Origin of the sequence: Psychromonas sp., assembly GCF_047632955.1 — a bacterium.
In the GTDB taxonomy this organism is placed as follows: Bacteria; Pseudomonadota; Gammaproteobacteria; order Enterobacterales; family Psychromonadaceae; genus Psychromonas.
Window position 1 is genome coordinate 49,824 of record NZ_JBLIED010000013.1, and the last position, 14,043, is coordinate 63,866.

A 14,043-nucleotide genomic window follows, 5' to 3' on the forward strand; every position below is an offset into this window, starting at 1 on the left:
ATTTAATGTTACAGGAGGCGTACAACCAAACAACCTGCTTACAAGTCATTAACTTTAAATCTGTTTGCGGGGAGTAAAATTGGGTGGGAATCCACCCAGTTAAGATCATCTTATGGGTGGACTAATGCCAATTTATTTTTAATCGGGGAATTAAATCTGGAATGGGGGTTTAAAAGGGTTATCTACTGTGAACAGTTTCTTCGCCTGAGTTGTTAAGATAAAAAACGGGGTTGTTTTCATTCGCAGTCGCCAGCTATTTGCCTATGATCATTTATTTTGCGCAATGATCATAGGCACTGCAAATCAGAGATTAAGTTTTTTTTGTATTGTCCTTGTGACTAATGGTATTTTTTATCAAGGTTTTTATTTTTTGATAATTATTCGGATTTTTATCACTATTAAGGTTTTGATCGGTTAAAGATTCCTGCTCTCGCGGTTTTTGTAACGCCAGCTTCAGTTTTTCAGGAAGTTGTTTAGCAAGCTCTTGAGCTGCTACGGGCAACAAACTAATCAATTGGATGCTACTGCTCGGTATTGACTCTAATCCTGTATAAATGAACACTTTTTTATTTTGTATGTACACCAGTGGCAGTGCAGAATCACCATAACAGCTGCGGAAATCGGTAAAATTGAAATTATCGGTCAGATTGGTACTTTTAATCACAGCACCCTGGGATATCAAACTTGCCAATTTAGCGTAGGAAACGGTTTCACTAAATAAACATAACCTTTGTTGATATGTTTCTGACAATTGGTGCCTGGGTTTCTTTTCATCGCCATTATGTAACCCATATACTTTTTCTTTACCCAATAAATCCTGATAATGGAAAGTCACCAGGGGATTAAGCTGAGTGTAGGGAGATAATACTAATAAGCGCCCTATTCCGGTCATATCTAGAAAATTAAGCGCGTGTCCCGAGGCCGGGTTACCGTAATAGACAGGAATATTCTCCATTCGGGCGAGTCTGATATTATCCCAGTTATTATCAGCGAGCAGCACTCTGACATTATTTGATATTAAAACCGTGGCTAATTCTCTCGAAAAACGGGAGGCGCCAAAAATAAGCAATCCCTGTGATTTTCCCTTGGTGACGCGTAAAAATTTTGCCCAGGGCGCAGCAGTCAAACTTTGAATGACAACGGTGCCGATAATAATGAGAAACACCAAAGGGACAATTAACTCGGATCCTTCGACACCGAGTTTTTCCAGTTTGATGGCAAACAAGGATGATACCGCTGCAGCGACAATGCCGCGCGGCGCCATCCAACTTAAAAACCATTTATCCTGCTTAGTTAATGATGTACCTATTCCGCAGCACCAGACACTTAAGGGACGGGCAATAAACATCACCACCAATAAAAGGGCAATGCCCTGCCAGCCTAAACTCAGTAGCGCCTGAGAATCTACACGTGCGGCGAGTAGAATGAATAAGACAGAAATTACTAATACCGTTAATGTTTCTTTGAATTCCAGAATATCGGAAACGCCAACACCGCGCATATTTGCCAGTAAAATGCCCATTACAGTGACGGTCAGTAAGCCAGACTCTTCCTGAAGCAGATTAGCACTGACAAACACACCCAGCATAATGGTTATAACAGCGGCATTTTTTAAATAATGAGGCAACAAATTGTTTCTTAAAAGGTGTCCCACATAATAACCACTGCTCAGACCCAAACCCAGGCCAATGACTAAGGTTGTGCCCAAGGCTGACAGTATATGCACCGTCGGATCAGAGGAGAATGAAATATATTCAAAAACCAAAACAGCAAGCAGTGCGCCAATGGGATCAATGATAATGCCCTCCCAACGTAAAATGCTGGCTAATTCCGTTTTCGGTTTAATACTGCGTAACATAGGGACTATCACGGTCGGGCCGGTGACCACCACCAATGCGCCAAACAGAATCGCCATCGACCATTCAAATTCGAGAAGAAAATGTGTTGCGCTGGCAATACATCCCCAGGTGATAACGGTACCGATCGACACCAGGTTCGTCACCATTCGACCGTGATTTTTAATCTCTTTAAAATTAAGCGTTAAAGCCCCTTCAAAAAGAATAATAGCCACTCCTAAAGAAATAATAGGGAAGAGCAGTTCGCCAAATATTTGATCGGGGTTGAGAATCCCTAATCCCGGTCCAATGAGCAAACCGCAGATCAGCAGAGGCAGTATGGCTGGTAATCGGGTTTTCCAACCAATCCACTGACAAAGTAGAGATAAAACGCCCACCAAGCCGAGCATCGCTGTAATTTTGTCAACCATAAATTTCCCCTAACATCCTTTAAATATAAAAAGGTAACTTCCTAAGTTGACACGCAACTACATTATTTAGCTTGTTTTCTGAGCACTCACTATATCTCTAAAAAAAACAAAAAACACTAAAGTTAAACATCGATCACATTTTACCAACAAGATAACAATGCTTTTTAACCTTTATCTAAGGTCGTAAAATAGCACTGCAGAGCCCAGCAAAACACGTCTAATTTATTGATAATTAATTGATGATTGATAAGTTATAGAGGATGTAAAAAGAGATAGCAAGCGCAGATTACTTAAGATATAAATAAAAATATAAATTAATTATTAATATCATGCCGCAGTGAAAAAATCGAATAATAATGGAATACTCGCCGGCAGGTGAAGGTTGAATGGTTATAAAGCAGCAACTCCTGATAACCCTCGACATTGTAATATTCGGTTAAAAAATGCTATCTAAATGATTCCATTTTGCCAAATTAAAATCGTTAAAGCTTACTCTAATTCCATTAATGGTCAAAATTTAGCGTCTGTTTAATAATCACTATACGAGTGACCATTGGTGTAAAAATCCGACTTTTATAGGCACAAATATTATGTTCAATAATTGATACTGTATGATCAGATTTTAATATATACAGAAAATCCGAAGCATAAAAATGAGGGGTATCTTTTAATGTATCTGCAGAGGTTGGCTATTAAAAAATGATGCAGTCAGGGTCTATCGTATTGGTTTATGGTGAGTCTAATATACAATTTTTTCTGGCTGCTTTTTCTAAATTTTAATGTATTAAGTCAATTTAATCATGCAGATATAGCTTTATGAAGTACCATTCATACTTACAAAGTCAACACACTGCTTGGATCATAATTCCTATGGTTAAAATTTATAACCAACGATCACTCCAGTTTGTATAAACCGGTTATAGTCATAACCGTCGCGATCCAGAAAAAAAGAGTCCACGCTTATATTTGCATATATATGTTTATATTGATAACGAAGCCCTAAGCCAGCAAATACAGAACTTTCGTCAAATTCATCATCTGAAACTGATACAAATCCAAGCTTGCCATAAGGTTTAAAAAAAACGTTTTCACTAAAAAAAGCATAACCAATATCCGTACCAACTTTAATTGTTGAGCCTCCAATATCATGATCACTAATTAGATTTTCAAAACTATTATTAACCGTTTCATATGAAGTCTCGAGCCCAATAACACGGTTAAAATCATAACCTAATTCTATTTTTATGCCCTGGCCATCAGAATCAGCCGTCATCCCGCCATCAGATTTAACTTTTAGTGATGTTTGTGAATATCCAAGCCCAATTCGAGCTCCGGCAAAATCATTTTCAGAGAAAGCCGCTGTCGTTGCAGCAATAGAAGTCATAGGCGCTAAAGCAATCAGTAACGACATTCCAAGTATTACTTTTTTCATTAAAAATCCCTTTTGTATAATGTCAAAAAATTGTTTAAACAATACATTACGACTTTGAAAAACACAATGAATGTGCATCAAAAACGAAGTAAATATTTAAATATCAAGGAAATAAAAAAGTGCCGTTATAGATATACTTATCATCAAGCAAGGCCAGATTAAGTCAGCATAAACGTTATGATCGAGTTGGGTGTGCTTGTATAATTAGCATGTCGAGATAGCAAAAGGCTGGGCAAAAAGCTGTACAACTAAACTTTGTTTACAGCAGGAGAAGGTTGAGTGGCTATAAATCAGCAGCGCCTGATAACAGCCGACCTTAGTAATATTTTGTTAAAAAATGCTAGATAAATGATTCCATTTTTTTTGCCAAATCAAAATCTTTAAAGCTTATTCCCGCGACATCATGAGTGGTTAACTGAATAACAACTTTATTATAGATATTAAACCATTCGGGATGATGATTTTTCTTTTCAGCATAAAGTGCACTTTGGGTCATAAACGCAAATGCCTGCATAAAGTTTTTAAACTTAAAGGTTTTACTTAATTTTTGATCCTCAATTTTCCAAGCCACGTCTAAATCACGATTGAGTTTTTCAAGCTCAATCAACAACTCACTAGCGCTCAATTTTTCAACAATCATTTACCTTCTCCTTTGCAAAACTCGGTTAATAATTTCAGGGCTGCGACCATTAACCTGCGACACAACCATTTATAATCGCTTAAAAGATTATAGGACCAATTGAATAACAATGATTAACAGTAAAATAAAACTAACCCCCTGCCAGAACATAACCGGATCACGCTCTATTAACGGCCGGCTGGTACGAGATATAAAAGCTTTATTGGGATGGTGTAGATCATGTACAAATTCTGACAACTCTGCGTAACGTTTTAGCGGTTCAACGTTTAATGCTTTACGGAGTGTGTCATCAATCCAAATTGGAAATTCGATATCATCATTAATTAAACTTTTATAAACTAAACGACGCTGCGCAGAAAGGCTTCTAACCTGTGCTATTTCAGCATGATATGGAAAACGCCCCGATAACATTTGGTAGGTAACAACGGCTAATGCGTATATATCCGAACGCGGACTGCCAACTTCTCCTAAAAAATATTCCGGCGCTGAGTAGCGCATAGTGCCACGCACCGCTTGTTCATTTTTGATGTCAGTTACACCGGCAATAAAGGTTGATCCAAAATCAATAATTTTAACAATGTTGTTGCTATCAATCATAATATTATTGGGTCGTAAGTCTTGATGGACCATCTCTTGTCGGTGAAATGCCTGCAATCCTTTTGCCGTTTGTTCGACAATAGCTCTAACTTGGTTAATGGTCGGTTTCGGGTTATCAATCATCCATTGATTTAGTGTAATACCGTCAATATATTCGCTCACCAAATATAAAAAATGGCGCTTGCGTGGTGGCTCTAACGCTTTAGCGACATGGGCATTATTAAGGCGTTTAGCTATCCACTCTTCCAGCATAAAGTTTTCAAGGTATTGCCTATTATTACGTAATTCCGTTGAAGGCGTTTTAATCACCACGGTTTGCCGGCTTTCACTGTCCAGCGCTAAAAAAACATGGCTACGGCTGCTGATATATATTTCACGCAGTATTTCATAACCATCAAATTGCATTCTCGGCATTAATCTAGGAGGGAGAGGTAGCAGAGTAAGATGCTGCTGTACTTCACTTAGTTGATAGTTTGGTAGATTTTCAATACGCACAATTTGAATACTGAGGTTGTCATCACTTCCTGCGGAAATTGCTTGTGTGATGATCTGTTGAGCCGCAATATCTAAGGTTTCTGAGTCAGCAATACAGCCTAATATCTGCTTGTGACTAATAAATTCATACACACCGTCGGTCGCAATAAGAAATACATCATTTTTTTCAATGGGTTCACTGTGGTAGTCAATCTCTAATATTGGATCAATGCCTAAGGCGCGCGTTAAATAATTTACCTCCGAGGAAACAACCCGGCGGTGATCTTTAGTTAATTGCTCTAATTGATTACCTAAAACTCGGAAAATGCGGGTATCACCGGAATGAAATAAATGGGCAGTATTAGATTTTAAAACTAATGCGCTAAAAGTAGCCACATAGCCTTTATCTCTTTCAAAACGGTAGGGGCTGTTGCGGGTTTGCGCATACAACCAATAATTAATCGACTTAATTACTTTTTGGGCTGAGGTTTTAACTGCCCAGGCATCAGAAGTGCAATAATAATCTTCGAGAAAACTGGCAACGGCCGTAGTGCTGGCTATTTGGCTCACTCTACTTGAGCTAATACCATCTGCCATTGCTAAAACAATGCCCTTGGTGCTTAATAATGGCTCCTGAGGAATTAAATGACCAATAGCGTCCTGGTTAATTTCTTTCACACCTTTGTCAGTGGCTTGCCCAATACTAACGCTTAACGCTTGGCTCATTATTCACATCCTATCGATGGGGCATTTTTTTGTGAGTCTGATGGTAAATATTTTGATCCTCTTTGTGTGGATAATTTCACCACCAATATTTATAAAAAACGCCAAAGTATTATCACTTTGGCGTTTTAAAGGTGTTAATTAAAGGTTTCAATTAAACAAGTTTACGTTCTGGGGATGTTTTAACATGAGTGTAATACAAGGGTAAACCAACAAGTAATAAACCACCTGCCAAGTTACCAAGAACAGTAGGTACTTCGTTCCATAACAGGTAATCAGTCACGGTAAAGTCGCCGCCCATAATCATAGAAAACGGGAATAAAAACATATTTACAATTGAATGCTCAAATCCCATGAAGAAGAACAACATAACGGGCATCCACATTGCAGCCATTTTAGCCCCCGCTGAGGTTGAAATCATTGCACCGACCACACCCATTGAAACCATCCAGTTACACAACATACCGCGAATAAAGATAGTTACCCAACCACCGATACCATGTGCTTGATAACCCAAGGTTCTTGATTCACCAATACTGCTCACTTTAGTAGCGATAGCACCACCGTCGGTTGAATAACCGTAGGTTAAAATAAAAGACATTAAAAAAGCAGTTGTTAATGCGCCGGCAAAGTTACCGATAAAGACTAAACCCCAATTGCGCATCACACCACCAAAGGTAACCCCCGGGCGTTTATCAAATAACGCCAGTGGCGCAAGCGTAAACACACCGGTTAGTAAGTCAAACTTCATTAAATACAACATAATAAAACCAACGGGGAAAAGACAGGCTCCTAATATTGGGCTGCCTGTTTTTGTTGCCACCGTTATTGCAAAAATGGCGGCTAAACCTAAAATAGCGCCCGCCATAAATCCGCGAATAAGGGTGTCTTTAGTAGACATGTATATTTTTTGCTCTCCAGAATCAACCATTTTGGTAACAAATTCACTTGGTTCAATATAAGACATTTAAGTTCTCACTTTTTAATATTAAATTATTTAATAATGTGTATTTCAATAACACAGGCAACAGCTGACTTTTACTTGTTTACAAAATTGTTAAATACCAATCTGTTAAAAAGGCGATTAACAGTAAAAACTTACCAGGCTTTATAGGGTAAAAACTTACCATTCAGGGTTAAAATAACGCGGTCACCTTTGGGGTTTTCTTCCTTCGCAACGTCCATGGAAAAATCGATAGCACTCATAATACCGTCACCGAATTTTTCTTGAATCACTTCTTTTAGAGTATCGCCGTAGACACCAACCACTTCGTATAATCGATAAACTAATGGATCTTGCGGTACTGATTTATCCCACTCTTTAGTGGGATATTCCATTAGTACTGATTTGGCTTCTGCCGGTAAGCCTAAAAATTCAACAAGTTTATCGGCTACTTCTAAGGGACAACTGTTCATCCCTAAGCAGGCTGAGGTTGTCCAGACCACTGACATTCCAGCTGCATCTGCAATTGTCTGCCAAGATAACTCATTGTCTTTTTTGCTGGCAAAAATAAGTTCAGTTACGTCTATTTTCTTCATAAAAGCATCCCTAATAATGATTAATAGTGAATATGCATGCAACAAAATCAACATATAGCTAACAATTAATTAACACATCAAGTACTAAGCAAAAATGATGCCATACTTTTAATTTATTTATTATCAACACATTAGGTTTTTTATTTTTTTTGGGGGGATTTAGGTTAGCACCAAGATTGTTAAATTATTTTGTTATCGCACCAAATAAGGGCGGCTATATAAAAACGAATTCGGCTGAAAGGTTTGAAAGTGGCAAAGCTGGAAGGCTAAAGACTAAAAGATCGAAGCTGAGAACTGACGGCTGACGGCTGACGGCTGAATCAACAGACAAAAAAAAGAGGTGATGACTTTTGCCATCCCCCCTTTTCTTAACCCTTTAAATTTTCTAAAAGGTTATTTTATTCAGTCGCGTCTTTCTTAGGCACTGCAACAACCGCAACATTTAACTCAGCAAGTACAGCCGGATTAGCAAAACTTGGTGCATTGGTTAAAGGACAGGCAGCAGAAGCCGTTTTAGGGAAAGCAATGACGTCACGAATAGAGCTTGTGCCGGTCATTAACATCACTAAACGGTCCAAACCAAATGCCAGACCTGCATGCGGCGGTGTACCGTATTTAAGCGCTTCTAATAAGAACCCGAATTTATCTTCAGCTTCTTCATCGCTGATATTTAGAATACGGAAAATAGCCGCCTGCATGTCCTGCTTATGAATACGCACACTACCGCCACCGAGTTCACAACCGTTTAAGACCATATCGTAGGCATTGGAGATAGCGCCAACAGGATTTGCCTCCAACTCTTCAACCGTTAAATTAATCGGCGCGGTAAAGGGATGGTGCAGCGGTGTTAAGTCGCCATTGTCCAGCGGTTCAAACATCGGAAAGTCGATAACCCAAAGCGGTTTCCACTGATCTTTAACCAGTCCCAGATCTTGTGCAACTTTAAGACGTAATGCACCGATAGCTTCGCTGACAATATTCGCTTTATCGGCGCCAAATAAGATGATATCACCGTCTTTAGCACCAGTACGGCTAAGTAATTCCGTGACAATTTCTTCATTTAAGAATTTAGCGACCGGTGATTGTACACCCTGTAAACCTTTAGCCACTTCATTCACTTTCATCCATGCGAGCCCTTTAGCACCGTAGATAGTGACAAATTTACCGTATTCATCAATGTTTTTACGCGACAGTTTTGCACCACCCGGTACACAGATAACGGCAACCCGGCTGTCGGCATCATTTGCAGGACCGGAGAATACGTTAAATTCAACTTCTTTCATTAAATCAGCAACATCATAGAGTTCAAAATCAATACGCAGATCCGGTTTATCGCTACCAAAACGACGCAGTGCTTCTGCGTAGGTCATTTTAGGGAAGCTGCCTAAATCAACACTGAGCATCTCTTTGAAAAGCTTCACTATCATCTCTTCGGTGATCTCCATCACCTGATCCGCATTCATAAAGGAGGTTTCAATATCTATTTGGGTAAATTCAGGCTGGCGGTCGGCACGTAAATCTTCATCACGGAAACATTTAACGATTTGGTAATAACGATCCATACCGGACATCATTAATAACTGTTTAAACAATTGTGGAGATTGCGGCAATGCAAAGAATTTCCCTTTATGGGTTCGGCTTGGCACTAAATAATCACGCGCACCTTCCGGTGTTGCTTTGGTCAAAATCGGCGTTTCAACGTCTAAAAACCCCTGATCATCAAGGAAACGACGCACAAAACTGCTTACTTTGGCGCGGAACTGCATCCGTTTAGCCATTTCCGGGCGACGTAAATCCAGGTAACGGTAACGTAAACGCTGCTCTTCACTGTTCTGTTGGTTGCTGTCAAGCGGTAACGGCTCTGAACGGTTTAATATTTCCAGTTCAAGCCCGAGAATTTCAATCCCCCCGGTGGTCATATCTTTGTTAACTTGACCTTCCGGACGTGCACGAACTAAGCCTTTAATTTGGATACAGAATTCATTACGCACCGTGGCAGCAAGTGCCGTAGCAACAGGCGTATCGGCATCAAAAAACACTTGTACGATGCCGGCACGGTCGCGCATATCTAAAAAGATAACACCGCCTAAATCACGTTGTTTGTTGATCCAACCTACTAACTGAATTTCCTGACCTAAGACGGCTTCAGTCACTTCGCCACAATACATAGTGCGCATTATCGATTCCTGTTTTAAATATCATAAAAAATAATGCAAGCATTATAGAAGAAAACAGTTAATAGCAACACAGCTAAATAAAAAAATGACCATCTGCATTATTTTAAGTAAAATACCGCGCAACATCTCGCCATGCATAACTAACGGGTAAACTAACATGAGTAAAACGGACAATATCTATAGCAAACGGCGCGCACAGATCGACGGATTCAGTTTTGATGAGCAGGTTGTGCAGGTATTCCCGGATATGATCAAACGCTCGGTGCCCGGTTATGAAACAATTATTAACAGCATCGGTATGATCACCGAACGCTGCGCCGTTGAAAACAGTAATCTCTACGATTTAGGCTGCTCGCTTGGCGCGGCAACCCTGTCGATGCGTCGCGGACTGAATAAACAAGGATGCCGAATCATTGCGGTGGACAACTCACAGCAAATGGTTGAACGCTGTGAGCAGTATATTCACGCCTATAAATCCGATACGCCTGTCTCGGTATTATGTGATGATATTTGTAATATTCACATTGAAAATGCCTCCGTGGTGATTCTAAATTTCACCCTGCAGTTTTTAACCCCGGAGAAACGTTTAAGCCTGCTCACTAATATCTATAATGGTTTATTACCCGGCGGGGTTTTAGTGCTGTCGGAAAAATTTGTTTTTGAAGATGCGCTGAACCACCAGCTATTAAACGACCTGCATTTAGATTTTAAACGCAGTCAGGGTTACAGCGAACTTGAGATCAGCCAAAAACGGGCATCATTGGATAACGTGTTAATTGCCGATACCGTTGAACAACATTACTCACGTTTACAAAAAGCCGGATTTAAGCATAACAATCTCTGGTACCAATATTTTAATTTCGGCTCAATCATCAGCATTAAATAACCCTTTAAATGAGGGGTTCACAATCAGCATTAAATAACCCTTTAAATGGGCGTTAACAATCAGCATTAAATAACCCTTTAAATGAGGGTTAACAATCAGCATTAAATAACCCTTTAAATCGGGGGTTAACAATCAGCATTAAATAACCCTTTAAATGAGGGTTAACAATCAGCATTAAATAACCCTTTAAATGAGGGTTAACAATCAGCATTAAATAACCCTTTAAAAAGGGGAAATAAACATAAAATCATTACAGGGTTGTCCATGATCGACTTTACAAACTTTTACAGCTGCATCGCTAAAAACCGTTTAAGCCATTGGCTTCGCACGCTGCCAATGCAGTTACATGAATGGGAAAATACCCATGTGCATGGCCAGTTAGCCAGTTGGATTCGAGTCTTAAATAAGTTTCCGGATATTAAAACAGATCATATCGAGCTTAAGGAGCGGGTCGAGATAGGATCTGCCACTGAATTATCCACGGGTGAAACCAAGAAACTGGAAAATTTATTGCAAAAATTTCATCCCTGGCGCAAAGGCCCCTTTTCTATTCACGGTATTAATATTGATACCGAGTGGCGCAGTGATTGGAAATGGGATCGGCTACTGCCGCATATTAGCCCGCTTAAATACCGTTATGTCTTAGATGTGGGTTGCGGCAGCGGTTATCATATGTGGCGTATGCGCGGTGAAGGTGCTGAATTTGTTGTCGGCATTGATCCCAGTGAGCTGTTTTTATGCCAGTTTGAAGCGGTGCGCCATTTTGCCAATAAAGAGCAAAATGTACATTTATTACCCTTAGGTATTCAAGAACTGCCTAAGTTATGCGCTTTTGATACGGTCTTTTCAATGGGGGTTTTATACCACAGAAAATCACCCATGGATCATATTACCCAGCTGCAGGATCAGTTGGTCGAAGGCGGTGAGCTGGTATTAGAAACTCTGGTTATTGGCGGAGATGAAAATGCGGTTTTAGTGCCCCAGGACAGATATGCAAAAATGCGCAATATCTGGTTTTTACCCAGCGCAGCAGCGTTAAAACTGTGGGTCGAAAAGTGCGGTTTTGAGAATGTGCGCATTGCCGATATTAACGATACCTTAAGCGGCGAGCAACGCAGTACGGCCTGGATGACCAATGAGTCCCTGGAAGATTATTTAGATCCCAATGATCCGAGCAAAACCGTGGAAGGCCACCCCGCTCCCAAACGCGCATTATTGATTGCCAGGAAAGCCGTAAAAGTGCTCAGTTAAAAAGACAAGTAGAATGCTATTTAGCGCATATTTATGATGCGCTCATTTGCTTAATACACTCAATATTTTAAAGGTATCTTGGAATGGATAAACAAACATTTTTAAATCGTTTTTTATTTCATAATAGACAAAACGTTGGTGATCCTCACAGTCATAAAGCTTCCTTAAATTTAAACCGACAAGGGTTAAAAAAAGCCGCCGTTTTGTTACCTTTCATAAAGCGTCAGGATGGCCTAAATTTAATATTTACCGAGCGAGCTTTACATTTACGTCACCACCCGGGGCAAATTAGTTTCCCCGGCGGCAGATATGAAGCAACGGATCACTCTTTACAGCAAACAGCCCTGCGTGAAACAGAAGAAGAGATCGGTATTTTACAGAGTCAGGTAAGTCTCTTTGGTTCATTGCCTGAACTGCCAACCATAAGCGGATTTATCATTAGTCCTTTTCTTGGTTTTGTCGACAATGAGCATACTATCTTGATTGATCCGCAGGAAGTTCGCAGTATTTTTGAAGTGCCTCTCTCCTACCTGTTAGATGCAAATAATTATTATAAGCACTCTTTATTTGCCAACAAAAAGCGTCCTTTCACTTACTGCATTCCCTACCAAAACAGATTAATTTGGGGAGCTACCGCGCAAATGCTTAAAAATCTGCAGGATCATTTGGCACATTAATCAGGTTAAGCTTTAATTAAGCCTAAATGCATCAAATAAGTGTTCAGTCTTGATGGTTAAAATTAACGCAATCTGTATGATGAGTTTTGTTCAAAACATCCGGCTATTCAGCACTTTGGAACCAACTATAACAGTTGAAAATAGTGCTAGACGATTTTTCAAAAGGAGCATACCGCTTGCTGCAACTTATGCCTTGCTAGTGTTAATTTTTCCTGCACAAACTTTAATACATTTGCTATAAAAAAACGTAACTTCTCTAGCAAACTGATAATTAAGCTAAAAAATATTTTCCCAAAGCAGTTGTTGGCGCTGAATTTAAAATTAAAAGGATAAAAATCACAAAAATAACCGCTAAACAGGTATAAAAAGGTTCAGCCAAGTTAAAATTAAACCATATAAAAAATAATGAATGATAACTCAAGGAAGATAGATGGGATTAAATATAAAAATGCGGAGCCTCTTACAAGTAGTTTTGTTAAGTTGCCTCAGCCTCTTCGCAGACAGGGTTGTCGCAGGAGATTTACATGAAGTTAAAGCCGCAGGTGTATTACGGCATATTGGTGTTCCCTATGCCAATTTTATAACAATATCTCCGGTAAACGGAAAATTGAATGAAGCAGGCTTTGATGTTGACATAATACGCGGTTTTGCCGCTTATCTTGGTGTTGAATACCAATTTGTTCAAGGTGAGAGTGACAATGTGTATGGCTTATTAACGGGTCAAAATGCAAAATATATTGATCATAAAATTGTTTTTGGCAAACGACAAAAGATTAAGGGAGATCTAGTCGCAGGCGGTGCTACTATTCTGGATTGGCGTAAAAATATAGTGGATTTTTCCGATGACTATTTCCCTGCTGGTATCTGGTTATTTGCCCGTTCTGATTCTACTATGCAGCCTATTATTCCCAGCGGCTCTATTATTGATGATATAAAAAAGGTAAAAGAGCAACTTAATGGCCGCGAAGTTTTAGGAAAACAATACTCTTCACTGGATCCTGCTCTGTACGATTTAAAATCAGCCGGTGCTCATGTTTTACATACGCGAGCTGATCAAAAACTACATGAGATGGTGCTTTTAATTATTCAAAATAATGCTGAAACAACTTTGGTCGATGTGGTTGATGGTCTTTCAGCCCTTCAGGCCTGGTCTGGCGAAATTAAAGCGATTGGCCCGATTTCAGAAGCACAGAGAATGGCGGCTGTTTTTCCCAAAAGCTCCCCCCACTTGCGTCAGGCCTTTAATACTTATTTAAAAAAAATCCGCGCAGATGGCACCTTCAACAAGATAGTAAAAAAACACTACCCGGAAATATTTAATTTTTATCCCGACTATTTTGAACAAAAACAAACAGCTCAGAAACATGCAAGCTAGCAAGGC

Annotated in this window: 11 protein-coding genes; 4 read left to right on the forward strand and 7 right to left on the reverse strand. The window is 39.6% G+C overall.

Features of this window, described 5'->3' with window-relative positions:
- Nucleotides 1-310: 310 nt before the first annotated feature.
- The 7 genes from ACJAZP_RS10040 to aspS all read right to left on the reverse strand — a co-directional run bounded on the left by ACJAZP_RS10040 (nucleotide 311) and on the right by aspS (nucleotide 9,848).
- Entirely contained in the window at nucleotides 311-2,266 is a 1,956-nt protein-coding gene (locus ACJAZP_RS10040; RefSeq protein WP_415230602.1) for a cation:proton antiporter, read from the reverse strand.
- Between the two features lie 874 nt (nucleotides 2,267-3,140).
- A complete protein-coding gene (locus tag ACJAZP_RS10045) occupies nucleotides 3,141-3,698 on the reverse strand; it encodes an outer membrane beta-barrel protein (protein ID WP_415230603.1) in 558 nt (185 codons plus the stop codon).
- A 340-nt stretch (nucleotides 3,699-4,038) separates the two neighbouring features.
- Nucleotides 4,039-4,338, reverse strand: a complete 300-nt coding sequence (locus tag ACJAZP_RS10050) for a 4a-hydroxytetrahydrobiopterin dehydratase (protein ID WP_415230604.1) — start codon at nucleotides 4,336-4,338, stop codon at nucleotides 4,039-4,041.
- Between the two features lie 87 nt (nucleotides 4,339-4,425).
- On the reverse strand, nucleotides 4,426-6,135 hold the full coding sequence (locus ACJAZP_RS10055; protein ID WP_415230605.1) for a protein kinase domain-containing protein: 1,710 nt from the start codon (nucleotides 6,133-6,135) through the stop codon (nucleotides 4,426-4,428).
- A 151-nt stretch (nucleotides 6,136-6,286) separates the two neighbouring features.
- Entirely contained in the window at nucleotides 6,287-7,099 is an 813-nt protein-coding gene (locus tag ACJAZP_RS10060; protein WP_415230606.1) for a formate/nitrite transporter family protein, read from the reverse strand.
- 131 nt (nucleotides 7,100-7,230) lie between these two features.
- The gene (gene cynS, locus ACJAZP_RS10065) at nucleotides 7,231-7,671 is read right to left on the reverse strand and encodes a cyanase (protein ID WP_415230607.1); all 441 of its coding nucleotides are present in this window, start codon (nucleotides 7,669-7,671) and stop codon (nucleotides 7,231-7,233) included.
- 398 nt (nucleotides 7,672-8,069) lie between these two features.
- Nucleotides 8,070-9,848, reverse strand: a complete 1,779-nt coding sequence (aspS, locus tag ACJAZP_RS10070; protein WP_415230608.1) for an aspartate--tRNA ligase — start codon at nucleotides 9,846-9,848, stop codon at nucleotides 8,070-8,072.
- 157 nt (nucleotides 9,849-10,005) lie between these two features.
- On the opposite strand from aspS, the gene cmoA reads away from it, so the two are divergent.
- From cmoA to ACJAZP_RS10090, 4 genes are all read left to right on the forward strand, one after another.
- Entirely contained in the window at nucleotides 10,006-10,734 is a 729-nt protein-coding gene (cmoA, locus tag ACJAZP_RS10075) for a carboxy-S-adenosyl-L-methionine synthase CmoA (protein WP_415230609.1), read from the forward strand.
- Nucleotides 10,735-10,998: 264 nt separating this feature from the next.
- Nucleotides 10,999-11,985 carry a tRNA 5-methoxyuridine(34)/uridine 5-oxyacetic acid(34) synthase CmoB gene (gene cmoB / locus ACJAZP_RS10080; RefSeq protein ID WP_415230610.1) on the forward strand — a complete coding sequence of 329 codons (987 nt, stop codon included), beginning with the start codon at nucleotides 10,999-11,001 and terminating at the stop codon, nucleotides 11,983-11,985.
- 83 nt (nucleotides 11,986-12,068) lie between these two features.
- On the forward strand, nucleotides 12,069-12,662 hold the full coding sequence (locus ACJAZP_RS10085; protein WP_415230611.1) for a CoA pyrophosphatase: 594 nt from the start codon (nucleotides 12,069-12,071) through the stop codon (nucleotides 12,660-12,662).
- A 430-nt stretch (nucleotides 12,663-13,092) separates the two neighbouring features.
- The gene (locus tag ACJAZP_RS10090) at nucleotides 13,093-14,037 is read left to right on the forward strand and encodes a transporter substrate-binding domain-containing protein (protein ID WP_415230612.1); all 945 of its coding nucleotides are present in this window, start codon (nucleotides 13,093-13,095) and stop codon (nucleotides 14,035-14,037) included.
- Nucleotides 14,038-14,043: the final 6 nt, after the last annotated feature.